The sequence below is a fragment of the Luteolibacter yonseiensis genome (assembly GCF_016595465.1).
Classification (GTDB): domain Bacteria; phylum Verrucomicrobiota; class Verrucomicrobiia; order Verrucomicrobiales; family Akkermansiaceae; genus Luteolibacter; species Luteolibacter yonseiensis.
In genome coordinates this window covers 1-23,822 of sequence record NZ_JAENIK010000001.1, presented here as the reverse complement: position 1 = coordinate 23,822, position 23,822 = coordinate 1, and the positions used below count along the sequence as shown (strand labels likewise).

General features: G+C 61.6%; 17 protein-coding genes, 1 tRNA gene and 1 pseudogene. 9 read left to right on the top strand and 10 right to left on the bottom strand.

Features of this window, described 5'->3' with window-relative positions:
• Positions 1 to 76: 76 nt before the first annotated feature.
• Genes JIN84_RS00095 through JIN84_RS00085 form a run of 3 tightly spaced genes read left to right on the top strand, consistent with a single transcriptional unit; the run spans position 77 to position 8,512 of the window.
• A complete protein-coding gene (locus tag JIN84_RS00095; RefSeq protein WP_200348972.1) occupies positions 77 to 5,515 on the top strand; it encodes an Ig-like domain-containing protein in 5,439 nt (1,812 codons plus the stop codon).
• A gap of 18 nt (positions 5,516 to 5,533) precedes the next feature.
• Positions 5,534 to 6,724, top strand: a complete 1,191-nt coding sequence (locus JIN84_RS00090; protein ID WP_200348971.1) for a hypothetical protein — start codon at positions 5,534 to 5,536, stop codon at positions 6,722 to 6,724.
• 30 nt (positions 6,725 to 6,754) lie between these two features.
• Positions 6,755 to 8,512 (top strand): FG-GAP-like repeat-containing protein, encoded by a 1,758-nt coding sequence (locus tag JIN84_RS00085; RefSeq protein WP_200348970.1) that lies wholly within the window; start codon positions 6,755 to 6,757, stop codon positions 8,510 to 8,512.
• 376 nt (positions 8,513 to 8,888) lie between these two features.
• On the opposite strand, the gene JIN84_RS00080 is transcribed toward JIN84_RS00085, so the two are convergent.
• The 6 genes from JIN84_RS00080 to JIN84_RS00055 form a co-directional block, all read right to left on the bottom strand.
• Entirely contained in the window at positions 8,889 to 9,515 is a 627-nt protein-coding gene (locus JIN84_RS00080; RefSeq protein ID WP_200348969.1) for a hypothetical protein, read from the bottom strand.
• A 533-nt stretch (positions 9,516 to 10,048) separates the two neighbouring features.
• The gene (locus JIN84_RS00075) at positions 10,049 to 10,855 is read right to left on the bottom strand and encodes a PEP-CTERM sorting domain-containing protein (RefSeq protein WP_200348968.1); all 807 of its coding nucleotides are present in this window, start codon (positions 10,853 to 10,855) and stop codon (positions 10,049 to 10,051) included.
• A gap of 129 nt (positions 10,856 to 10,984) precedes the next feature.
• Positions 10,985 to 11,070: transfer RNA gene (locus tag JIN84_RS00070), tRNA-Tyr, on the bottom strand.
• Positions 11,071 to 11,186: 116 nt separating this feature from the next.
• Positions 11,187 to 11,678: a hypothetical protein gene (locus JIN84_RS00065; RefSeq protein WP_200348967.1), complete on the bottom strand. Its 492-nt coding sequence runs from the start codon at positions 11,676 to 11,678 to the stop codon at positions 11,187 to 11,189.
• A gap of 29 nt (positions 11,679 to 11,707) precedes the next feature.
• Positions 11,708 to 12,475: a CAAX prenyl protease-related protein gene (locus JIN84_RS00060; protein ID WP_200348966.1), complete on the bottom strand. Its 768-nt coding sequence runs from the start codon at positions 12,473 to 12,475 to the stop codon at positions 11,708 to 11,710.
• Entirely contained in the window at positions 12,472 to 13,650 is a 1,179-nt protein-coding gene (locus JIN84_RS00055; protein WP_200348965.1) for an aminotransferase class I/II-fold pyridoxal phosphate-dependent enzyme, read from the bottom strand. The genes JIN84_RS00060 and JIN84_RS00055 overlap by 4 nt, the downstream gene beginning before the upstream one ends.
• A 416-nt stretch (positions 13,651 to 14,066) precedes the next feature.
• Between JIN84_RS00055 and pyk the strand changes: the two genes are divergently transcribed.
• On the top strand, positions 14,067 to 15,470 hold the full coding sequence (pyk, locus tag JIN84_RS00050; RefSeq protein WP_200348964.1) for a pyruvate kinase: 1,404 nt from the start codon (positions 14,067 to 14,069) through the stop codon (positions 15,468 to 15,470).
• Positions 15,471 to 15,744: 274 nt separating this feature from the next.
• Positions 15,745 to 16,578 (top strand): DNA-methyltransferase, encoded by an 834-nt coding sequence (locus JIN84_RS00045; RefSeq protein ID WP_200348963.1) that lies wholly within the window; start codon positions 15,745 to 15,747, stop codon positions 16,576 to 16,578.
• A 161-nt stretch (positions 16,579 to 16,739) separates the two neighbouring features.
• Here the strand turns inward: JIN84_RS00045 and JIN84_RS00040 are convergent, their stop codons facing one another.
• Positions 16,740 to 17,147 (bottom strand): hypothetical protein, encoded by a 408-nt coding sequence (locus JIN84_RS00040; protein WP_200348962.1) that lies wholly within the window; start codon positions 17,145 to 17,147, stop codon positions 16,740 to 16,742.
• A 46-nt stretch (positions 17,148 to 17,193) separates the two neighbouring features.
• Positions 17,194 to 17,532, bottom strand: coding sequence for a hypothetical protein (locus tag JIN84_RS00035; protein WP_200348961.1), 339 nt, complete (start codon positions 17,530 to 17,532; stop codon positions 17,194 to 17,196).
• 268 nt (positions 17,533 to 17,800) lie between these two features.
• On the opposite strand from JIN84_RS00035, the gene JIN84_RS00030 reads away from it, so the two are divergent.
• The 3 genes and pseudogenes from JIN84_RS00030 to JIN84_RS00020 form a co-directional block, all read left to right on the top strand.
• A complete protein-coding gene (locus tag JIN84_RS00030; RefSeq protein WP_200348960.1) occupies positions 17,801 to 18,859 on the top strand; it encodes a type IV pilus twitching motility protein PilT in 1,059 nt (352 codons plus the stop codon).
• 12 nt (positions 18,860 to 18,871) lie between these two features.
• Positions 18,872 to 19,963 carry a type IV pilus twitching motility protein PilT gene (locus JIN84_RS00025; protein ID WP_200348959.1) on the top strand — a complete coding sequence of 364 codons (1,092 nt, stop codon included), beginning with the start codon at positions 18,872 to 18,874 and terminating at the stop codon, positions 19,961 to 19,963.
• Positions 19,964 to 20,333: 370 nt separating this feature from the next.
• Positions 20,334 to 20,741 (top strand): annotated as a pseudogene (locus JIN84_RS00020) (virulence RhuM family protein); the annotation flags it as partial.
• 411 nt (positions 20,742 to 21,152) lie between these two features.
• Here JIN84_RS00020 and JIN84_RS00015 read toward each other — a convergent pair.
• Both JIN84_RS00015 and JIN84_RS00010 read right to left on the bottom strand, forming a co-directional pair.
• Complete coding sequence (locus tag JIN84_RS00015) at positions 21,153 to 21,431, bottom strand: hypothetical protein (RefSeq protein WP_200348957.1); 279 nt, start codon at positions 21,429 to 21,431, stop codon at positions 21,153 to 21,155.
• 257 nt (positions 21,432 to 21,688) lie between these two features.
• Complete coding sequence (locus JIN84_RS00010; RefSeq protein WP_200348956.1) at positions 21,689 to 22,432, bottom strand: Npun_F0296 family exosortase-dependent surface protein; 744 nt, start codon at positions 22,430 to 22,432, stop codon at positions 21,689 to 21,691.
• A gap of 533 nt (positions 22,433 to 22,965) precedes the next feature.
• Here JIN84_RS00010 and JIN84_RS00005 point away from each other — a divergent pair.
• The gene (locus JIN84_RS00005; protein ID WP_200348955.1) at positions 22,966 to 23,256 is read left to right on the top strand and encodes a hypothetical protein; all 291 of its coding nucleotides are present in this window, start codon (positions 22,966 to 22,968) and stop codon (positions 23,254 to 23,256) included.
• Positions 23,257 to 23,822: the final 566 nt, after the last annotated feature.

Below are 23,822 nucleotides of genomic sequence, written 5' to 3'. Positions count from 1 at the left end.
TCTTTTCGGAAAAAAGAAGGGAATTTTCTCGCCCCTAACAGATATTCCCCTAACGTGCCGACAGTCAGACAAATTGATGCCGGAGAAAACCATCATCCCCCCGCTGGCAGGAAAACGACGTACCTTGGGCTGGTTGTCCGGGGTGCTCACGGCCCTTTCCACGCTGTCCGCTCCGGCGCTCCACGCCGCGAATCCCACGAAGCTCGGGGACGTCGATGGGGACGGGCAGCTCACGGTCTACGATCTCACCCGGCTGCGCGGCCACATCCGCCAGACCTCGCCGCTGGCGGCGGATCTCGTGCCCTTCGCGGATGTCACCGGAGACGGATTCATCAATGAGGACGATTCGGTTTCCCTCATCAACACCATCACCGGGGCGGACACGGTCAAGACCCTGCCGCTTTCCAGCATCCGCGAAAGCTCGCCCTTCTCCGGGGAAAGCAATGTCTCCCTCACCCGCGAGGTGGTCGTCCGCTTCACCACGCCGCTCGCGCTGAACGCCACGCTGTCCACCTGGAACGCCAACACCCAGACGCCGGGCACGCTCTACGCGGAAGGCGGAGGGCGCAAGCTGCTCACCCGCGTCGAGCTCGGCGGAGACCACACCAAGGCCACGCTGTTTTTCCTGGAACCCGTCCCCGCCAGCACCCGCATCACCGTCACCTTCAACGATACCGGGCTGCGGGACCTTCTCGGCCGCCAGATCGATCCCGACGGGGACGGCACCGCGGGCGGCGCGGTGGTTTTCACCTACGACACCTCCCCCATCACCCCCGTCCCCGGCACCGGAGTCATCGGCCATGTGTATGCCTCGGAGAAAGCTCCGGGCGGGGCCGATGTGCCGCTCGCCGGCGCCCTGGTCCGGGTCGTCGGATCGGAAACGCTCTTCACCCACACCGCGGCGGACGGCTCGTTCTCCCTCAAGCCTTGTCCGGCGGGCCGGTTTTTCGTCGAGGTGGACGGCCGCACCTGCCCGGTCAGCAACTTCCCGGACGGCGGCTATTATCCCTACATCAACAAGCCCTGGGAAGCCCTGCCCGGAAAAGCGGACAATCTCGCTGCGGGCACCGGCATCATCTACCTGCCCCTCGTCCCGGCGAACACGCTGAAACCCGTGAGCGCCTCGGCGGAGACCACCGTGACCTTCGCTCCCTCCGCCGTCGCCGCGAATCCCGCGCTCGCCGGGGTGGAGATCTACGTCCCGCCGAACAGCCTCTTCGCCGACGACGGCACCCGCGGCGGAAAGGTCGGGCTCGCCCCCGTGGCCTCGGACCGCCTTCCCGAACCGCTCCCGCCGGGCCTGAACCACGCCCTCGACATCAGCATCCAGACCGACGGCGGCACGAACTTCGACCAACCGGTGCCGGTGAAATTTCCCAACCTCCCGGACCCGGTCACCGGTATCAAGCTCAAGCCGGGCGAGAAAAGCGCGCTCTGGAGCTACAACCACGACAAGGGCAGATGGGAAATCTCCGGGCCGATGACGGTGACCGCGGATGGGAATTTTCTGGTCACGGATGTGGGCGTGGGGGTGCGGCAGCCGGGATGGCACGGGGCCATGCCGGGAATCCAGCCCAATCCGAATACTCCCGGCGTACCGGAAAAACCGGACCCCTGCGACATCAAACCTCCTGATAGCGATAACAATTACTTCCGGCAACAACTACTGTGTTTGCGGGACACGCTGTGTGAGCAGTATAAAAATCTGCCGCCTGACCAGCATGTCCCGTTCCCGAAATGGCAGATTGATCGCATTGCCAACGATGGATTCCGATCAATCAGGAGCTGCACTCTTTGGGAAAACATCAACAACAAATACGTCCACCTCAATTGTTTCAACATACTCGGGCAGTGGCATGTCGATCATGAACTGGTACCGGCTTTTGAGGAATATGCCGAAATGCTGGCAAAAGAGCCGAATTCGGACGATCTCTTCCAGCAGTGGCGGCAGGAACATAATGCGTTTCTGAATGGGACCCTCACCGATTGTTTGAATAAAGTCCTGCCGGGGCCTTCTTGGGGAATTGCTCCGGACATAGTTGGAAAGGCTGCCCGCGATGCCCGCGAGGATGCGATCCGAAGGGCAAAGGAGGCTATCGCCCCGCCCATCGCCCCCTCCCCTCTCCAGGCCGCAGCCTCCAATGTCCCCCTCCTGCCCACGATCAGTCCCCAGATTGACGAACTTTCGAAGATCAAGGTGAGGGTGCCGGCCGGTTTCGTGCGTGTTGGCGAGCGCGTTCAGTTACAGGCGTGGAAAAACGTCGGAGGATCTGTTGTCGATCTTCCTTCCCAAACCGCGGGAACTTATTTCTTCGGAGATCGCGACTCCACCTATTACACAATTGATGCGGGGGGATGGTTGACGGTCCATTCCACACCCGCTCCTTTCGTCCGCTATCCGCGCATCGTTTATCCTTTGGTTGTAAACGGCGAGGAATACGGATTTGGACAAATCATTATTGTTGATGAGGATAAGGATGGAGATGGACTGGCGGATTCTTATGAAAAGAGGATCGGTCTGAGTCCTGACAAACAAAATACAAAACAGACCGACACGGACGGTGACGGACTGAACGATATTCTCGAAGTCGCCCTGGGCTTGTCCCCGACCAATCCTGATACGGATGGCGACGGCTTCACCGACGGCAATGAGAATCAGGTTGGCTCAAGCCCGGTCAACCGTCACTTTCCCGTGATATCAACCGTCGACGGGACTTTTCATTACCTGATTGAAGATCTGACAAATGGCTCGGTGCGTCGGGGGAAAATGTCGCTGAACAAAGGCACCAGCTTTCCCATACTGCCAACCGGTGCGGCGATAAGGTTCACCATCCTGTCGCTCGATTTGACCAGATTTTCCCGCGTTCATTTCAACACACCGGATGTCAGCACCGCATTTGACCTGCCAACACCGCTTCTGACCGACCTGTTGGGAACAGACAGCGATTCGGATGGATTGCCGGACATCGCCGAAGAAGTGTTGGGGACGAACCCGCATGACGCGGATTCCGATCATGACGGGGTGAATGACAAATCCGAGGTTCTGCAAGATTCCAACCCTCTTGATGGTGCCGCGGTTTCCACGGGACTATTCGCCACCATCGACACCCCCGGCCAGGCCAGGGACATCGCCGCTCAAAACAACATCGCGATCGTCGCGGACGGCAGCGAGGGGGTGAGCCTGTTCGATGTTTCCACCGCGTTGAACCCGGTGCGCACCGCGCAGGTGCGGCTGAACGGTTCGATCGAAGCCGTGGCCCTGGATGGCACGCTCGCGGCGGCGGTCGGCGCGAATCTCAATTTGCTCGACCTCGCCAACCTTTCCGCCGTGCGGCTGATCAAGGAACTCTCGCTCGGCGGCTCTCCCACCTGTGTAACCACCGCGGGAAAAACCGCCTATGCGGGTCTCGGCACGGGCCAGGTGGTCGCGGTGGACATGGCGGCCGGTGTGGAGATCGAGCGGATCCAGGTGGCGAACGAAGGCATCACGGATGTCACCTTCGTCGGCGACGTGCTGTATGCCCGCACCGCTTCAAGGGTTTTCGCCATCGATCTGGCGGGCGGAGGAATGGCTCTGGCGGAAAGCGTGCCGGTCAATGGCTCGGCGGGCGGCGGCTGGCGTCTCCGCCTGAATCCGGGCAACGGCCAGCTTTACGCCCCGAACCTGCAGGGCTACACGATCATCTCCCTTGCCAATCCGCTGGCCCCAGCCGTGCAAGAGGTGGTTTCCACCCAGCAGTTCGGCTGGAAACAGATGGTGCCCACCGGCTCGGGCCTCGGCGTCGCGGCGATGAGCGGGTTCGGGGCGGATGCGGACATCAGCCTCTACAACATCGGCGCGGACGGCAGAGGCACGCGGTTCCTGACCACCTTCGTCACACCGGGGACAACCGAGGCTGTATCGATTTATAACGGCCTCGCCTATGTCGCCGACGGCAACGCCGGGCTGACCATCGTGAACTACAAGGCCTACGACACTCTCCGGGTGCCGCCCGGCATCGACATCAAGACCGGCTTCCCGGTGGTGAACGGATCCCTGCAGGCGGAGGAGGGCAAGCTGGGCCGGGTTTCCGCGACGGTGATCGACGACGTCCAGGTGCGCGATGTGGAATTCTACGTGGACGGCCAACGAATCACCACCGATGGCAATTTCCCCTTCGAGCACCGCTTCACCACCCCGCTGCGGTCCCAGGCGGCCGCTGCGACGGCCGCCGCCACCGCCGCGCTTGATAAGCTCAATTCCCCCTGCTGCGGCGACCTGCGCGCGACAAACGAGGCCGCCGCGCTGGTCGAGAAAGCCCAGGCGGCCGCCGAGCTGCCGCTGAAAACCAGCTTCACCCTCCGCGCCAGGGCAACGGACACCGGAGGCAACTCGACGTGGAGCGAGACTCTGACGGTGAACCTCGTCGCGGACGCCACCGCACCGCGGGTGGTGAAGCTCCTCCCTGCGGATGGATCGCTCACCGGCAAGCTGCGGACCTTCGGCGCGGTTTTCAGCGAGCCGCTCAACCAGGCGACCATCAGCCCCGCAACGCTCGTCCTCACCGCGGCGGGACCGGACGGTTTGTTCGGCACCGCCGACGATATCACCCCCACAGGTGGCGTCCTCAGCTACCGGGATTCCTCCAACTCGGTATTCCTCACCTTCCCCGCCGATCTCTCCTCCGGCATGTATCAGTTCGTCGTCCGTCCTCCGCTGGCCGACCTCGCGGGAAACCCGATCGCCTCGGAAAAAACGGCCAAGGTCCGCGTCTTCGGCTTTTCCGACCGCGATGGCGACGGCGTCCCGGATGATGTGGAGGCCCTGCTCGGCCTCGATCCCGACAAGCCGGACAGCGACGGCGACGGCATCCCCGACGGCCAGGAGGACTACGACAACGACGGCCTGATCAACACCGCCGAAATCTATATCGGCACCGATCCCACCAACGCCGATACCAACGGCAACGGCATCCGCGACAGCCTTGAGGACCCCGACGGAGACAAGCTGAACAACGCCGACGAGTTCACCGCGGGAACGGATCCGAACAAGGCGGACACCGACTCGGACGGCTGGAACGATGAAACCGAAGTCACCGGCGGCTCGAATCCGCTCGACCCGAACAGCCGCCCGTTCGGTTTCATCGCCTCCCTCCCACCCGTCAACATCCTCGCCATCGGCGACGCGGCAAACGGTCTGCTTGGAAAAGGCTCGGTGATCGCCCGTCCTCCCGTCCACCTGACGCGCATGGGTTCGGATCCCGCCAACCCCGGGGGATCGGGCAACGCCAGCTTCATCGCCACCCCGCCGGTCCATCTGGCCCGGCTCGCTTCATCCCAAGGCGGAGCCGGGGCCGCATCGATCATCTCCCGGCCCGCGACATTCATCTCGCGCCTCTCCACCATCGGCGGGACCGACGGTTCCACCGGCGGAGCCTCCATCATCGCCAGGCCGCCTGTCAACGTCACCCGCATCGGTTCGGCGGGCGCGATCCTTTCCAAGCCTCCGGTCACGATCCAGATCGACCCACCCTAGAACTCCCACCCCATGCCCATGAAACCATCCAACATCATCCAATCCGCCGCGCTCTGGGCGCTGGCCCTCGCGGCGGCCTGCGAACCCGTGTCCGCACAAGCGGATTTCAACTCAGGCAGCACCGGCTCGTTCGGCGCGCTCGTCGTCGATGAGACAACGGCCACGAATTCGGTCCGGACGATCGCCCTGCCACCCGACGGCATCCTGAACTGCACGACGATCAATATCGTGAGCGGGTATCAGCTCAAGTTCACGGGCAATGCGGCGAACACGCCCGTCTACCTGCTGGCGACGGGCGATGTCACCCTTGATGGCTATATCTATGTGGACGGTTCCTCGCACATCGGGCGCAGGGGCGGGGCCGGCGGCCCGGGTGGGTTTGATGGAGGTCAGGGTGGCACGGATCCGGCAAATGGCTTCGGCCCTGGCGGAGGCAAGGGAGGTTGGGGTGCCTACAGCACGCCCCCCGCCGGAACCTCATACAGTGGAGGCGGCGGCTACGGGACCCGGGGCACGGAGACGACCACCGGCGGAAGTGTTTATGGAAATTCGCTTCTGATTCCCCTGGTAGGAGGCTCGGGCGGCGGAGGAAAGGGTGATTCCACGATGGAAAATCAGTATGGCGGCGGCGGGGGCGGCGGCGCGATCCTCGTCGCTTCCAATACGAAGATCTCTTCGAATTATGGAAGCATCTATGCCAATGGAGGCTACACGCCCTACTATGGTGGCGGAAGCGGTGGAGCCATCCGGCTTGTTTCCCCCAAGGTCACCGGGAACGCATACCTGTATGTGGCAGGGAGCCAGGGAGGGGGCTTCGGCCGCATCCGGGTGGACTCCCTGTCCAACGCGCTCAATGTCGTGGGCGGATCCGAGGCCTATGCTTCTTTCGGTGCGAACATGGTCGTGTTCCCCGCCAACCTTCCGGATATCCGCATCGCCAACGCCGCCGGAACGGCGATCGCGGCCACCCGCACGGACCCGGTGTTCGTGCTGTTGCCCGCCGGTGCTCCCGCGACCCAGACGGTCCAGGTGCAGGTGAAGAATTTCAACAGCGTCGTCCCGCTGGTGGCCGTCGTCACGCCGGAAGCGGGCAACCGGACGACCTTCAATTTCGACGTGAACAACACCTCGGGCGGAACCGCCACCGGCAGCGTCGAAGTCCAGATCCCCGCGGGCGTCTCCACCCGCATCGACGTCTGGACCCGTTGATGCCGGAGCCGGACCACGCATGCCCACCCCATGAAATTTCCACCACCACCGCTCCACCTTCTCCGGCTGCTCCTTGCCTTGTCAGGGATGCCGGCCGCCGTGCCCACCGCCGGCGCGGCGACGGTCAATGTGGGTGAGCTGAAGAAGAGCGGCGAACAATCCGGCGTCGTGCCCATCGAGTTCCGCAGTTCCGGGGATGTGGCGGCGCTGCAGATGGACGTGCTTTTCAACACCGCCGCCTACACGGCGGGCGCGGCGACCCCGGGGACCATGGGAAACACCTTCCGCGTGGACTCCCACCTGGTGGAACCCGGCAGGCTCCGGGTGGTCGTCGGCGCGGCGGCGAACACCGCTTTCACGGACTCGGTGGTGTTTCATGTCCCGCTGACGGCGACGGGCGGGTTCACCTCCTACTTTCCCGTGGCACTCGCGAACATCACCCTCTCAAGCCCACAGAGCGCCGCCGTCGCCGCCAGGGTCGCGCCGGGCGTGCGCTTCACCCAGTTGGCGGACGGGGCCTCGCTCAACGGGAAAAAGGGCATCGTGATCTCATCCGATGCGCTGGCGGCCTCCGGCAACATCACCAAGGTGACCTACTACGCCGGAGACGCGGAACTCTTCAGCTCCGGCACCGCCCCCTTCACCTACACCTGGAAGCCCGCCGCGGGCGGCACCTACCAGATGCGAGCCGTGGCCACCGACAGCGCAGGTGGGACCACCACCAAGACCATCCAGATCAACGTCTTCCTCAACTCCCCTCCCGTCACCACTCCGGGCACTTATGTGGTGACGCAGAACCAGAAGGCGGCCTTTCCTTTCTCCACCCTCCTGTCACAGGCGAGCGATCCCGACCGCAATCCACTGGTCATCTCTGAATTCGACGACCACAGCGCCTCCGGTGGCGTGCTGGACATCTCCGGAAACACCATCACCTACATGCCGAAGGCGAATTTCGCCGGCAAGGATTCCTTCACCTTCGCCGTCTCGGACCAGATGGACGGACAAGCCGACGCCCTCGTGAACCTTCTGGTGACACGCCCGCTCCAGACAGATCTCAACGCGGACAAGCAGGCGGACATCGTGCTGGTTTCACAAAACAAGAAGAGCACCTCCGTCCTCACCCTGGGCAATGGAGTCCTGAAGAAAAACGTCGCCGGCCCCACCCTCCCCGCCGGCTTCGTGCTGGCGGCGGTGGATGATTTCAACAAGGACAACAAGCCGGACTTCCTCACGGTCCACCCATCCTCCAACAAGACACAGTTCATCCTTCTGGACGGGACGAAGAAAAAAAGCACCAAGGCCGGGCCCACGATCACCGCCGGATTCGCCGTCGCCGCGGCGGACGACTTCAATGTCGATGGAACGGCGGACCTGCTCCTATACAACGCCAAGACCCGCAAGACCGCCATCTGGTACCTGAACAACCAGGCGAAGAGCTCCGCCAAGAACGGTCCCACCCTGCCGGCGGGCTGGCAGATCGCGGGAACCGACGATTTCAACAACGACGGCAGGCCAGACCTCTGCCTCACGAACACCGCGAAAACCAAGGTGGTCGTCTGGTACATGAACAACCAGGTCGTCACCGCGAAGAGTTCCCAGATCAGCGTTTCCGCCGGGTTTCAAATGGCGGGCCTCGCGGACTTCAGCAGCGATGCCAAGCCCGATCTGCTGCTCTACAACACGAAGACCCGCAAGACCGCCATCTGGCGCATGAATGACATGAAGATCCTCAAGAAAACGGACGGCCCGCTGATCCCGAGCGGTTATGCGATCACGGCTCCGAAGTGATGTCGGTCTTTTGATCGGTCGGGACGAGTGTTTCATCCCGATTCCGCGGCGCGCAAGTCCGTCGTGGCGGAGTTTCAACCGTCAAGCCACTCCGCACGACGTTCCAAATTCAAGGACGAGATGAGCCGCAATGCTTCTTGTTGTCGGTGCTGCAATATCCCCCTTTTTCACAACTCTTCTTGAAAAGAAGAAAGAGAAAATGCCGGCAAAAAATAATCAAGAGGAGCCATAATCACAATCGGAGTTTTATCCACCGTCCGCTTAGATTTCCTTCGTCCCTGCTGCCCCGCACTGAAAGGTGGGCCAACTAGCCCGCTTCTTGAAATAGGTGACGGGTTGTTCGTCTGGGGTCTTCCAAAGTTTGTGGACACTCCTTTTAAAACCGTTTCCGACGGGTCAGGAAGTCGAGCCCAAAAAGGCCGAGTACCAGCGCGGAAGGCTCTGGTATCACCGAACCTTCCAAGTTGAATATAAAGGGCACGGGCGCGTCATTAAACGGCAGGTAGCCGCTTGTAAGGAATGTGCTGCTGGACGCAGACAGGGTTCCGCTACTCAAGGAATTCAACCACGACCAATAGGAGCTGCTTCCATTGGCCACCGCCAACCAGTAAGTGCCTGCTCCCAACGTAATTGCAGAAGAGAGATTCAAGCTGTTTATATAGCCCTCGCCGGAGGACAGAGCGGAGCGGGTGCTGGGAATGGAAGAGAAAACATAATTGTCCACTAACTCACCCGGCATGGAATTACCGCTGTCTGCCATGATAGCGATGCTGAATTGATCATCCTGCGCGACTCCGCCATACCGTCCCGCGACGTTGATCCCCGTGAGACTGATAGCGTTTGTTACAATAAATTGCGCGGCGATATACTGGCTTGCGTATGGACTGCTGACAAATCCGAGGCCCGGATTGTTGTAATCGCCGCTGGTGAAAAGGGTGGCCCCTGAACTGAAACAGGCCGACGCCAGAGTGGTGGAAACAAATACAATTGATACTTTTATCACCTCTCATCCCTGTTACGGAAAGCAGGTGGTGTCCACATTATTCGCGATAATGCCGTTCATTTCCCATTGGCTCCCCCACCCTCTTCTGTCATCCGTCGCTTGCTCGGTGCGCTAACTGAGGGGGGGCCGGTGAACAGACGCACACGTAAACTAGCAGAAGTCCCCAATTGGAAGAATTAGGAATATCAACCAAAAAACAGCACCCCTCCCCCCTCTGGCATTCCAGCACATCGCGGAGATCGCAGGAAGAATCATTCCAACGTCATGCGGGACATCCGCACGGTGCTTGCCGAGGCCGGAATTGACGCCCTCAAATTTGAGGGCGTCTACAAAGGCTGAAATCAGTGAAAGCAGATTTGCTGGCAACCGGAGGGCCGCTCAGGTTTGAGCTGTTCTCTAAACAATCCAAATTTGGACCGTCCCAAAGCGGTGAAAGCAATTCTACTGGCACCTCTTCGGACGGCTTCAAATCTGAGGATATCTCACCCTTCGCTCGGAAATGAGTAAAAGTCCCCGCTTAAACTCCCCCCCAACTAGCGACGGCGGCGCAACAAAGTCATCCCGCCTAAAACGATCAGGGCCGCAGATGAAGGCTCCGGGACAGTGATCGTGAAACGGGTTATCAGGGCGAGGGTAACCGCGGTGCCCGTGGTTGCGTTAACGGCCGTAGGAGCCTGATTGCTGTAGACCCTCGAAATCTGATCGCCCACCGTTGACTGGGCATCGAGAAAGAAATTCTCTCCCGAGGTCGCAGACGTTCTGAAATCGATCAAAAGATTTCCCTCCGCCGGATCATAGAGGTAAGGAGTTTGGAAAGTAATCACGATATCGAATGCCTTGGGCCCGGCCGGCGGACCCGCTGCGGCTGACGAGATCGCCAGGTCCCCGCTGAAGACCACCTCCGGGTCTTCTCCCACGTTTTCGGCAAACGTAGTGCTCAGGCCATCCGGAGCCTTGGAGGTTGTCGACAGGCTTAATTGAATTGTGGCGGTCGAGGTGAATGCGGCCTGCGCTGCGCTCGGCCTGAAGGCGATTTCGGTGATGAGAAAGGGGCCGGTAAGGGATGAGAAGCCACCGGAGCCGAACACTTGCTGATATCGTTGCGTGTTGCCCGCCGTCAGCGATAACGGGAAGTTGTTCTGTCCCGCGCCTTCGGTGGACTCGTAGGCTCCTGGAACAACCAGGACCGCAGCTTGGGCAGCACTGGCAGCGGCGATTGCCACGCTCACGAGAAATGATCTGAAAAATCGGGTTTTCATTACAGAAGACCAAATAAATTGGAGCAGTTTGAAAAGGAAGAAAAATCGAGCTTCCTCATTTGGGAGCACGCCAAACTTCACGCCGGAATTGGCAATCTGCAGATCCTAACCGGGAAGGGTCTGGTATGAAACCGCCAGCAGATTGACAGCGAGATTTTACGCAAAGAAAAAGGGAGTTCCGAAGAACTCCCTTGGTCGTTTAAAATGAAATGGTGGGTAGAGATGGATTCGAACCAACGTAAGCTTTCGCTAGCAGATTTACAGTCTGCCCCCTTTAGCCACTCGGGCATCTACCCATTCCCGCGTAACGCGGGGCGGAGGTATGAGGAAGAGTGCCGGACGTTACAAGAAAAACATCACTCGGAATTCATTTTTTTCCGGCTTCTTACCGATCCCCTTTTGTTTGCGGATTTCATGAGCGGAACCGGGGGGCTCCGGGGACGTGCCGGGCGGCGGGGAGCGGCGGCGCGATGTCCCGGATAGGGAGATCGTTCCCCAGAATACGACGTGCTTCAAAGACATCGGCACCCGAAACAAAAATCCTGTGCCTCAAGTCCGTGGCGGATGCGTAGGGAATGACATCCCGGCGAATCCCGACACCCGCCGAGTCCAACGGCTTCGAAAGACCATCCGCCGCATCCTCGTCATGAAAAAAGCCGACGCAGTGAAAATGAGGAATCGAGAGGATTTTTGTCCGAAAATGCTCATACGCCTCGCTCCGATCACGGGAAAAAAATTCTGGTGGAGACTCGATACCACACTCGGAATAGAATACCTCCCAACGGCCGCCGCCACGGTCTGCCAGGCAATACACATCAGAAATGCCGCCCAGCCCCTCTATTTGAAAGTTTTTCGGATCACACCCTTGAGCAACCAGTTCATCGTACAGTTGCCGGGGTGTCATGATCCTGAAAAGTTACCGATGTTGGAAACTCACCAGAGTCCGTAGTTCCCGGTCCGCATGATGTAGAGGCCCATGAGGAGGTTCGCGACGCCGTGCATGATGACGCAGGCGCCGAGATTCTTGCTCCAGACGCAGAGCAGGTAGGTGAGACTGCCGTAGATGAAGGCGCCGGCGTAGTCGACGGGCGCGTGGGCAGCCATGAAGAGGCCGGTGACGACGAGGTAGGAGATCCAGCGGGCGCGGCCGAAGGGTTGTTTCCAGTAGTCCCCTTCCCAATCGCAGACGAAGCGCATGAGGAAGCCGCGCCAGAAGATTTCCTCGACGAAGGCGACGATGACGGCGGCGCGGAAGAAGCGGAAAACCAGCGAGGTCCAGTAGGCCACGGGGTTTTGGAAGATCCCGGGATCGAAGCCTTCCTTGCGCTCGGTCACGCCGAGGAGCTTGAGAATGCCTTCGGTTTTCCCGGTGAGGCCCCAGGCGTCGTGGAGCACGGTGGGCAGCAGCCAGAAGCCGATGCCGACCGCGCCGAAGACCACGGCGGCGAGCGACCATTTCACCGACCAGTTGAAGGTGAAATGACGCCAGTAGCGGATGAGGACGCCGAGCGTCACCATCGTCTGGATGGGGTAGATGAATTGCGCGGGTTCCTGCCGCCACCACGGGGCGTCCGGGTGTTTCCACTCGATGAAGCCGCCGACGAGCTGCAGCAGGAGCATGAACGACATGAACACCACGAACGGGATGACGTGCGCCTGGGTGAGGCGCTCGGGATCCTGCGTGGCGGGCGTGGCGTTCATGCGTTTTTCAGGCGGTTCACGAAGCGCTCCATCTTGTCGGTGGCGGTGCGGATGTCGTCGAAGGCGGTGGCGTAGCAGCAGCGCAGGAAGCCCTCGCCGGATTCGCCGAAGGCGCTGCCGGGCACGCAGGCGACGCTTTCCTCCTCGAGCAGGCGCATGGCGAATTCCTTGCTGGAGAGGCCGGTGCTGCGGATGTCCGGGAAGACGTAGAACGCGCCGCCGGGGGTGTGGCAGTCGAGGCCGATCTCGTTGAGCCGCTTGACGAGGAAATCACGCCGCTGGTGGTAGCTGTTGCGCATCTCGATCATCGCGGGCTGGCCGTTTTCCAGCGCCTCGATGGCGGCGTTCTGGCTCATGATGGGAGCGCAGAGCATGGAGTATTGGTGGATCTTCATCATGGCCTCGATGATGGGCTGCGGCGCGCAGGCGTAGCCGAGGCGGAAGCCGGTCATCGCGAAGGCCTTGGAGAAGCCGTGCAGGAGGATGGTGCGCTCCTTCATCCCGGGCAGCGAGGCGATGGAGACGTGCGGGTTCGTCTCGTCGTAGCGGAGCTCGCTGTAGATCTCGTCGGTGAGGACGAGGAGGTCGTGCTTGATCGCGAGTGCGGCGATGCCCTCGAGGTCCTCGCGCGAGGCGCAGGCACCGGTGGGATTGGTCGGGAAGTTGATGAAGATGATGCGGGTCTTCGGCGTGATGGCGGCGGCGACCTTGTCCGGCTTGAGCGAGAACTCGTCCTCCTTGGTCGTGACCACCGGCACCGGGACGCCGTGCGCCATGACGATGCTAGGGCTGTAGGAAACGTAGCACGGCTCGTGGTAGATGACCTCGTCGCCGGGGTTCAGCAGGGCGCGCAGGGCGATGTCGATCGCCTCGGAGACGCCGACGGTGACGAGGACCTCTTTCGCAGGTTCGTATTGCACGTGGAAGAAGTCGTCCACGTATTTGGAAATCGATTTCCGCAGGGAAAGCAGGCCGAGATTCGACGTGTAGGTCGTCTGCCCCTTTTCCAGCGAGTAGATGGCGGCCTCGCGAATGTGCCATGGAGTGACAAAGTCAGGCTCGCCCACGCCGAGGGAGATGACATCATCCCGGCCTTGTACGAGTTCGAAGAAGTCGCGGATCCCGGATCGTGGGATGGAGGCGACGTTGGTTGCGATTTTCGCGGTGTAGTCCATGGCAAAGTCCGCCGCTCGGCGGGGGCGGGAATCTCAGCGGGCAGAGCCGCTTACGTCAATCCCGGGACAGGGGTTTTATTCGTCACAGGGCGGAATTCAGGATTTGCGGAGGATTTCCGGGGACTTTTCCGGGGGGATTCATGGCCGGGCGGCGGGGGTCCTCTGTCATTGAAAAGGATTTTACCGCCAAGACGCCAAGAGCGCCAAGAACAAGAGGAAGGCAAAAACGCAAGTCCGGGACTTTTTCCGAATCTTGGCGTCTTGGCGTCTTGGTGGTGGACCTCATTGATGGTTCTGAAAAAATTCAAAAACAAATCCCTCGATCCGGCACGGGCATACGGTCTTGCTTGGTTTCCCGGGAGTGTGTTTCATCGCTGCGGCACCGCTCCGTGCCGAGCCAACCACTTTCCAAAATCATGTCACGCAAATCGAAGATCATCATCACCCTTGGCCCCGCGACCGAATCCGAAGAAATGATCGGCAAGCTCATCGACGGCGGCACGAACGTCTTCCGCCTGAACATGAGCCACGCCAAGCACGAGTGGGCGGCGGAGATGGCGAAGCGCGTGCGCCGCCAGGCCGCCGAACGGAATGCGAACATCGCCGTGCTGTTCGACCTGACCGGCCCGTCCATCCGCACGGGTGATCTGGAAAAACCCTACAACCTGCTGGAGGGCGATGTGGTGGAGTTCCGCAAGGTCGGCGCGGATCCGACGGTGACGCTATCCACCACGGTGAACTATGACGGCCTGATGGGCGACGTTTCCGTGGGGAACACGCTGGTGGTGGACAACGGAGCGCTGCTCATGCGCATCGACGTGGTGGAGGCGGACCGCGTGCTTTGTCACGTGAAGACTCCGGGCACCATGGGTTCCCGCCGCCACATCAATCTTCCCGGCACCCGCCTCAACCTGCCGGCCCTGACGGAAAAGGATCACAAGGACCTCGCTCTCGCCGTGGAGTGCGAGGCGGACTACATCGCCGGATCCTTCGTCCGCGACTCCGCCCACGTCCATGAACTGCGCGCCGCGATGGAGAAGCTCGAGGGCGAGGCGCAGATCGTCGCCAAGGTCGAGGACCAGGAGGCCATCCGCAACATCGACGCGATCATCAACGCGGCGGACGTCATCATGGTGGCCCGCGGCGACCTGGGGACGGAGGTGGAGTTCGAGGAGCTGCCCATCCTCCAGCGCCGGATCGTCAAGTGCTGCCACGAGCTCGGCACGCGCGTCATCGTCGCGACGCAGTTGCTGGAGTCGATGATCCTCAACCCCACCCCCACCCGCGCGGAAGTCACGGACGTGATGAACGCCGCCTACGAGGAGGCGGACTGCCTGATGCTCTCCGGCGAGACCTCGGTGGGCCGCTACCCGGAACGCTGCGTGGACGCGCTGGTGCGGATTTCCTCGCGCATCGAACGTTCCGGCGGCCACGGCTTCGGCCAGAACGTGCTGCTGCGCGACGAGCGGCAGAAGACGGCGCGCGCCGCGGTGACCCTGGCGGATTCCCTGCCGGACGCCCGCCTCGTGGTGCTCACCCGCCGTGGCGTGCTCGCGAACCACGTGGCGATGCTCCGCCCGCGCACCTCCGGTTTCTATGCCTTCACCCCGACGGACCGCGTCTGCCGCCAGCTCGCGCTGACCCGTGGCGTGCGTTCGTTCAAGCTGGCCTTCGCGTCGAACATCGAGGAGACCATCGAGCGCGTCAGCGAGCTTTTGAAGAAGGACGACCTCATCCGCCCGGGCACTCCGCTGGTGATCGTTTCGGACCTTCTCTCCGACCACTTCGCGGCGAACTCGATCCTGCTGCATCATGCCTGATGGGTTCGATTTTTTCACCGCAAAGTCTCGAAGGCCGCAAAGGGTCGCAAAGCGGGATGGAAAAGGTAGCGTTGCCTGAAGAGGTATCAGAACCACGACATTCACGAAAAAGCGCGAAAGGGGAATCATATCCATCACGCGGCCCGGCGATCGGATGACTGACGGGAAATTCGCATCAATCCGATTTTTCGTGATCCTTCGTGAATTTCGTGGTGTCCGGTTTCCTTTGCGGTAGATCCCGAAGCCAACGGCGCCTGAAATGACACCACCTTCCATGAATCTCCTCCACGGCGATTGCCTCGAAATTCTAAAGACCCTCGACGCCGGATCGCAGGATCTGGTCGTCACCTCGCCGCCTTACAACCTCGGCATCAATTATAACAGCTTCAAGGACACCTCGCCGCGCAAGGAGTATCTGAAGTGGTGCCGGAGCTGGGTGGCGGAGGTGAGGCGGGTGCTGGCGGACGATGGTTCGTTTTTCCTCAACGTGGGCGCGGCTCCGGCGAATCCGCTGATGCCGCACCAGCTCATCCTGGAACTGGCGGACGGGGAGGAACCGCTTTTCATCCTGCAGAACACGTTCCATTGGGTGAAGTCCATCTCCATCGAGACGCGGAGCGGGGAGAGGATCAGCGCGGGGCATTTCAAGCCGATCAACTCGAAGCGTTTCGTGAACGACTGCCATGAGTATGTCTTCCACCTCACGAAGAACGGCGAGGTGCCCCTGGACCGCCGCGCGGCGGGGGTGCCTTACCAGGACAAGTCGAACATCGCCCGCTGGGGCCACACCGGCGGCGCGGACCTGCGGTGCCGGGGAAACACGTGGTTCATCCCCTACGACACCATCATGTCGCGCGACAAGGAACGCCCCCACCCCGCCACCTTTCCCATCGCGCTGGTGGAGCAGTGCGTGAAGCTGCACGGGAAGGGCAGTGCGACGCGGTTGCTGGATCCGTTTCTCGGCATCGGCACCTCGGCCATCGCCGCGCACCGGCAGAGGATCACGGCGTTCACCGGCATCGAGCTGGACGAGCTTTACCTCCGGACCGCGAGGGAGCGGCTGGCGGAGGAGGTGGCGAGATTCGCGGGAGAGCTGCCGCTGGGGTGAGTGGCCGGGTGCCCGGTCATGGAAGATTTACCGCAAAGGCGCGAAGAAGGATGGGATTCGGATGGAATCGAAACGCGGAGGTCGCGGAGAGCGGAGAGGAAGACGCGGAGGAAGAGCAGACCGGCCACATCACTTCCGCACGGTGGAATACGTTTGTCGTCCTACCATGCGCAGGCATCGTAATATACGTATCCGTTCTCCCAACCGACGATCAGCCGGTAGCCCGGCTCGACGCGGTAATACAGCGGGGGTTTCCGTGGCTTGAACCAGTCCGCTTCCCGCGACCATGTGGGGTATCTCCCTTTGTCTCCGTCCCCCGCCCTGTCGACCGCACCCACCTTCCTGGCATACTCCGCCACCTGGTTTTCCGGAATGCGGGCCTTGAGCAATCTCACGAAATCTCCAGTGATAATCCCATAATCCGCGTAAAATTCCTGAATCTCCGTAGCTCCTTCCGGCAGATTGCCGGCGGCATGCGAAGGGAGTAACGCATCCTGCAGGTAAACTATGGCGATCGCGGCCACGACCAATACCACGGCCCAGAGACATCCCCGTGATGTTTTTATCATTTCCTAGCGAGGATATGCCGGACTCCGGGCATTGGGAAGGTTGGATTCATCCGGAGCTTCCGCCACCGGCACCTTGAGAGGAGGCGGCGGAGTCGAGATAGACCTCCGTCCCGATCGGAATGTCAAACTTGTGCAGGCCTTTCGCCAATAAAACGGCGGACGCTTCAATCCGTCGGCCGCCGGGCTTGTAATTGACCATTTCGATGGCTTCGAGGGATGTGCGGATGATGCCGCCAAGCGGAGTCCTCAGGATCAGGGCGTCCCCTTGACGGACAACCGGTCCCTCGTATGTCCAAGGAATGCCCGGAACCACGACGGGTCCCCTGCCCTCGATATGGAATCGGTCGGTGATGGTGAAAAGATAGATGTGTTCCGACATTTTCATGACAAAGAAACCCGAAGGTGGCGGCGCATTTGTTCCCGTGGAACGGTACGGCAGGCGGGCGGATGGGGGGAAGTCCGGATTCATTCCCCCACCCTTCCCCCTGTCCTTCGCGAACGAATTTTCCCTTGTGACACTCCAATGCGCACGGTGACCGAAATCCCGATGGCCATCCTCCACAGACAATTTCATCCGTCCGCGGCTTTTTAGCTTCGTGATGCCCGTTGCTTCTTCTAACACTGCGGAAGCATCCGAAAGATTTTCCGCCCGCATGAATTCCGCGCTGAACCAACTCATCCGTGACGCCTTCGCCGACCAGGCGAACGACGTTTTCCTTCTCGAAGACGAAGCGCCGCGGGTCCGCCGCGAGGGGGAGGTGATGCTGCTCCACCCCGGTCCCATCCCGCGGGTGACGATGGAGGAGTTCTGGAAATCCTGCGGTGTCGATCATGCGTCCAATCTGGAGGCGGACCTTTCGTGGCGGGTGCCGGGCGGCGGCAGGTTGCGGGTCAATCTCTACCACACGCTGGGCCGGCTGGCGGCGGTCATGCGGCCGATCCGCAACGAGATCCCGCCGCTGGTGGAGCTCGGACTGCCCGCGGAGCTCCTGCAATCCTGGATGGAGCGGAGCCAGGGGCTGGTCCTCATCACCGGGCCGACGGGTGCCGGGAAGTCCACCACCGTCGCATCGTCGCTGGACTGGGTGAACCATCATTTCGCGAGGCACATCGTCACGCTGGAAGACCCCATCGAGTATCTTTTCACCAACGACCTCTCGCTTTTTTCCCAGCGGGAGATGCGTCAGGATTCCAAGGACTTCCCGACCGGGCTGAGGTCCGCGCTGCGGCAGAGTCCGGACATTCTCTTCCTCGGGGAAATCCGCGACCAGGAGACGGCCGTGACGGCGCTGCAGGCGGCGGCCACCGGGCATCTCGTGGTTTCCACGCTCCACAGCAGCAGCGTCATCGAGGCGCTGGACCGCTTTTCCCATCTGCTCAAGCAGGGCCAGCACGAGGCGTTCCACCTGCTCGCCGGGCAGCTCATCGGCATCATGTCGCAGCGGCTGCTGCCGCGCAAGGGCGGAGGACTTTTCCCCGCGCTGGAATACATGCAGAACGAGGCGGCCACCCGCAACTGGATCCTGGAAAACAAGCTGCCGGAACTCCAGGACCACCTGGTGAAATCGACCGATCCCTCGAACTGCTCGCTGCTGGAGTACCTCGTGGCCTCCGTGCAACAAGGCTATCTGGAGCCCGAGATTGCGCGCAACGCCTGCACCCGCCCGCAAGACTTCGACCGTGCGCTGCGCGGCATTTCCAACAGATCCTGACAAACCCCGACCATGCCCAGCGACATCACCGACTACCTCCGCCAGACCGTCGCCCTCGGCGGTTCGGACCTCCATCTCAGCCCGTGGGCACCGGCCTGCGCGCGGGTGAACGGCTCCATCGTTCCCTTCAACCAGGAATTGCTGGATCCTTCCACCGTGCGGGACCTCATCCTCGACACGCTCACCGAGACGCAGCGCGCCAAGCTCGAGCAGGAGCTGGAGCTGGACTACGCGCTGCAGGTGAACGACGTGGGCCGCTTCCGTGGAAACATCCACATCGCGCGCGGCCATGCCGAGGCGGCGTTCCGTTTCATCTCCCAGCATGTCCCGCGGTTGGAGGATCTGGGCCACCACTCGCCGGTGTTCGACCTGTGCAACCTGCGGGGCGGTCTCGTCCTCGTCACCGGGGTCACGGGTTCCGGAAAATCCACCACGCTGGCGTCCATGGTGAACCGCATCGCGGACAACCGGAACGGCGTCATCATCACGCTGGAGGACCCCATCGAGTTCGTGCACCAGCACCGCTCCTGCCTCATCAAGCAGCGTGAGATCGGCACGGACACCCAGAGTTTCCCCAAGGCGCTGCGGCAGGCGCTGCGCCAGGACCCGGACGTCATCGTTGTCTCGGAGCTCCGGGACCTGGAGACCATCCGGATCGCGCTGACCGCGGCGGAGACGGGCCACCTCGTGCTCGCCACGCTCCACACGCCGGACGCGCCGCAGACCATCGACCGTATCGTGGACGTGTTCCCGGCGGACCAGCAGGCGCAGATCGTCACCCAGCTCGCCGGCTCGCTGGAGGGTATCATCAGCCAACGGCTCATCCCCAGCGCCAATGGCAAGGGCCGCGTCCTCGCCTCGGAAATCCTCAAGCCGAGCCACGCGATGCGGAACTGCATCCGCGAGCGCAAGCTGGAACAGATCGTGGGCCTCATGGAAATCGGTTTCCGCGAGGGGAACCGCACCATCGACGACAGCATCAACCAGCTTCTCAACGCCGGAACCATCACCCGCGAGGAAGCCATCTTCAACAGCCGCGAGCGCAAGACCTTCGAGATCCAGGAACATCCGAAAGAGAAGAAGCAGAAGTCGATCTGGGTGTGATTTGGGATCGTGGATCGTGGATCGTGGATCGTGGATCGTGGATCGTGGATCGGGGATCGGGGATCGGGGATCGGGGATCGGGGATCGGCGGGCTGCGGCGGGCAAAGCCTCCGAAGCGGGGCTTCTTCAGCACCAACGGTGCGAAATGGGACAGCCCGGGGTGAGCGAAGCGGAACCCCGGGTGGCGCTTCCCGGATGGACCGAGTCCTGAAGGGACGGCATCCGTGGCGCGCCGCTCTCGGTCGATCACGGGCCTTCGGGACTTCAGGCACCGGCGGCGAAAAAGCGTGCAAGTCCCCCATCGCTGGCCAGCATCGGAACCGCTCACCGCCACCGGTTCGGGCGTTCGAATCCGATGCCAGCGCACCCCATGAACGACCTCATCCTCTACACCACGGAAGACGGACGCAGCCAGATCAGGCTTCTCGTCAAGGATCATACCGTATGGCTTTCCCAGCTTGAGATGGCGGAACTCTTCAATGCGACCAAGCAGAATATCTCTCTCCATCTGAAGAATCTCTTTGAGGACGGGGAGCTGGACCCTGCCGCAACTGTCAAGGATTCCTTGACAGTTCAAACCGAGGGCAACCGCGAGGTGCAGCGCAACATCACCCTTTACAACCTCGATGCCATCCTGGCCGTGGGCTACCGGGTCCGTTCTCCACGGGGCGTGCAGTTCCGCCGCTGGGCATCCACCATTTTGAAGAAATATCTCGTCAAGGGGTTCGTGATGGATGACGAACGGTTGAAGAATCCAGACGGCGGTCCCAAGCCCTTCATGGCGGCGATCTACCGCCAGCTCCTCGCCTGGGGAATCCCCGGAGCACAGGTCCGCTTCGAGTTCTTCGGCCCGCGTCAGGAACTCGAAACCGCGGTGGAGTGAGATTCCGCAGGTCGTGGTGGCGGTTGGTTGCTACCGTCTGGTTTCGGCCGTTCCGCCCGGGCACTTCGGACATCTCGATAGCGTCGGGATTCCGGGGGACAGGATGTCCCCCGGAGCAGTCGTCAGAATGACGACGCCCCGCCGGATGAGGCCCCGCGGGTAAAACGCCCCGCTCGTATGACGTTCCGCCAGGCGGCCTTGCGAAAGGAGCGCGTTCATCTTGAACGCTGCGTGCCGTGGACATCCTGTCCGGCGGCGGACGGAACGTGAGACGGGTGCGGCCGGTCTGTTACAGCAACGATCCCCTCAGTCCGTCTTCTGGTCCCGGTATTCGTAAACCTCGGCCCCGCGGGCGAAGAGGAAAACCGGTTTCCCCCTCAGCGACCTCGTCCGCTTGTCGAGAAAGACCTGCGCGTCGCTGATCGTGTCGAACGAATAACACAGGCCGGTGGAGTCGTCGGACACCCGGCACCTGCGGAAGCCCTGGGTACGCAGGTTCAACACCGAAGCGAGCTCGGCGGCGAGGCGGAGCACTTCGATGGGAGCAAGGTTCCGGGGCAGGGGGATCGGGGGGATGTCCGTCATTTGAAAATGGTGGGATCTACCTTCGTCGGAAGGCTTAGCCCGAAGGCTTAGCCCGAAGGCTTCGGGGCGAAGTCTTCGGGCGGGACCTTCTGACGAAGTCTTCCGGCGGCGCGCGACGGGGCGGGATCTGTGATCGGAATGTTCCGGAAACAGGTCCCGCCGCGTCGTGGCTTTTGCGAATCAATGGATCCTAGGGTGCGGATGCGGCATGACCTCCCCGGGGGTGGGATGGCAGGCCCGCATCGTGCGCCCCGCGATCAGCAGCGGCGGCGGCGCAGGGGGATGAGGACAGCGGCACCGAGGAGAGGCAGAAGCGCGGAACTTGGTTCCGGGATCACCGTCACGGTCGTGCCGGACACGCTGGCGATGACCTTGCCCGGATAGGGCTTGTTCACCTCTTCCGGATAGCTGCCCCATGGCAGCACGCGGTCGGTGTGGTTGTCGGTTTCAAAGCCGCTGGTGCCGAGGTTGCTGAAGACGATCTTGTTCCAGGTGTTGCCCGAGGAACCGAAGAGGTTGACGAAGGCGTAGGCCTCGGCCGAATTCTGGTTCAGGTAGTTCGTCACGGGACTGCCCTTGTATTCCGGGGATCCGGCGATGGCGGCCAACAGGGTGGAGGTGGAAAACTGCGCCACAAGGGTGTCGGTGACACCGTTGTTGTTGTAGAAGCTCAGGACGTTGTTCGCATCACCCGCGGACCACCAGAAGCCGAAATAGGCGTGCTGGCCGACGAGGGTGAGGGTGGTGGTGGTGGCAGCGCCCAGGCTCGCGCCCTGCACGGAGTATTTCGATCCTCCGGGGTTGCCCGCGCCGCCGAATTTGTCGGCGGACTTGATGTAGAGATTGTTATAGGTCCCGACCGTGTTCCAGGACACGTTCGTGCGGTTACCGCCGGAGAGACTGTCGAAGTCGAACACCGTGGTGTTGGTCAGCCGGGAGTTGAAGTCGTTCGAATCCTCGGCGTAGGAAACAATGAGGGCACCGTGGGCTGTGATTGACAACAGTCCCGAAATGGTTAGTAGAGTAAGCGAGTTCATAAAAACATTATTACGTGGGGGATGATTCTTGCATGGGGGATGACCCGGGATGATTCCGAGCCACTCCGGACATTCTAGCAGCTCATGCGCCTCCGGCACTAACGTGATCGGGGGGTGATCCCTAACGCGATCGGGGGGAGGGGTGTTACGCGATCGTGTGATGGCGTGCGGAGGGGGTGCCTGTTATTGCCAGATGGATTCTTTTTGGCAGGCAGGCGGAGTTGGCACGTGCTAAACAGCAATTACCGCCGTTTTGCGGGAAATACCGCCCGACGGAGCGGGATGCGTGGCGGCTCGAGTGCTCACGGAAGAGCCGGCTGCTTCCCATGGATCCCCCCAAATGAGGGTTTGACGAAAAGGGGCCCGGATCCTATTTCTTTCCCCGCACGCACTGCATCACCACCCACGCCCACCCCAAGGCATCCCCGATTCAGTGCGGAAAAAGAACCCCGCCGCCACCGGAAACGAGTGGCACTTTCGTCACCCCCACTCCCCCAATGAAAGCAATAGCCATTGCCGCTAGGTTCAAGCGAACTTTAACCGGAGCATTCTCGTCCGCCCCCCGCGAGACGCCCGTTCCCGCTCCTGACACCACCGACCGCCACAGCGCCCGGGAAGCTCTCAGGCAAAAGGCCGTCGCCCCTTCCGCCGAGGAACTGGAAAGCGGAGGAGGCTATTTCATTCCGGCCGCCACATCGCCGTCAGACGCCTGGCAGATCATCAACGAGCACCGCGCGCACCTCGCGGCAGCCATCGCTGCGGGACTGTTCGTGACACGCATCCGCTGAGGCCGGGGCGGAGGCTGGTAGAGCTCCGGGAAACGGCGTCGCCAAACTGCGGCGGCGTTTTTCAACCCACGTGTCCTTTTTCAGGATTGCAGAGTCGAATGGCCCGGCGTCCGGCTTGGAAAAAGGAAGATGGCTAGCTTGGACTGCGTGCAGCTCGCTGCCGCTTTGATCTGCCAGCTTGCTGACCGGGATGGAGTGCTGAGCCGAATGGTGCGGCATCCCGTTTGAAAAAACGGAGATGGCCCGCTTGGACTGCGTGCAGCTTGCTGCCGCTTTGAGCCGCCAGCTTGCTGGCCGGGATGGAGTGCGGAGTCGAATGGTGCGGCATCCCGTTTGAAAAAACGGAGATGGCCCGCTTGGACTGCGTGCAGCTTGCTGCCGCTTTGAGCCGCCAGCTTGCTGGCCGGGATGGAGTGCGGAGTCGAATGGTGCGGCATCCCGTTTGGCAAAAATGAAGATGGCTGAGTGGACTGCCTCCCCTTGCCTCCCCTTGCCTCCCCTTGCCTCCCCTTGCCTCCCCTTGCCTCCCCTTGCCTCCCCTTGCCTCCCCTTGCCTCCCCTTGCCT

Excerpts from the sequence above, each read along its gene's own strand:
- JIN84_RS00095 (WP_200348972.1), top strand. The coding sequence starts at position 77 with ATGCCGGAGAAAACCATCATCCCCCCGCTGGCAGGAAAACGACGTACC.
- JIN84_RS00090 (WP_200348971.1), top strand. The coding sequence starts at position 5,534 with ATGAAACCATCCAACATCATCCAATCCGCCGCGCTCTGGGCGCTGGCC.
- JIN84_RS00085 (WP_200348970.1), top strand. The coding sequence starts at position 6,755 with ATGAAATTTCCACCACCACCGCTCCACCTTCTCCGGCTGCTCCTTGCC.
- JIN84_RS00065 (WP_200348967.1), bottom strand. The coding sequence starts at position 11,678 with ATGACACCCCGGCAACTGTACGATGAACTGGTTGCTCAAGGGTGTGAT.
- JIN84_RS00060 (WP_200348966.1), bottom strand. The coding sequence starts at position 12,475 with ATGAACGCCACGCCCGCCACGCAGGATCCCGAGCGCCTCACCCAGGCG.
- JIN84_RS00055 (WP_200348965.1), bottom strand. The coding sequence starts at position 13,650 with ATGGACTACACCGCGAAAATCGCAACCAACGTCGCCTCCATCCCACGA.
- pyk (WP_200348964.1), top strand. The coding sequence starts at position 14,067 with ATGTCACGCAAATCGAAGATCATCATCACCCTTGGCCCCGCGACCGAA.
- JIN84_RS00045 (WP_200348963.1), top strand. The coding sequence starts at position 15,745 with ATGAATCTCCTCCACGGCGATTGCCTCGAAATTCTAAAGACCCTCGAC.
- JIN84_RS00040 (WP_200348962.1), bottom strand. The coding sequence starts at position 17,147 with ATGATAAAAACATCACGGGGATGTCTCTGGGCCGTGGTATTGGTCGTG.
- JIN84_RS00035 (WP_200348961.1), bottom strand. The coding sequence starts at position 17,532 with ATGAAAATGTCGGAACACATCTATCTTTTCACCATCACCGACCGATTC.
- JIN84_RS00030 (WP_200348960.1), top strand. The coding sequence starts at position 17,801 with ATGAATTCCGCGCTGAACCAACTCATCCGTGACGCCTTCGCCGACCAG.
- JIN84_RS00025 (WP_200348959.1), top strand. The coding sequence starts at position 18,872 with ATGCCCAGCGACATCACCGACTACCTCCGCCAGACCGTCGCCCTCGGC.
- JIN84_RS00015 (WP_200348957.1), bottom strand. The coding sequence starts at position 21,431 with ATGACGGACATCCCCCCGATCCCCCTGCCCCGGAACCTTGCTCCCATC.
- JIN84_RS00005 (WP_200348955.1), top strand. The coding sequence starts at position 22,966 with ATGAAAGCAATAGCCATTGCCGCTAGGTTCAAGCGAACTTTAACCGGA.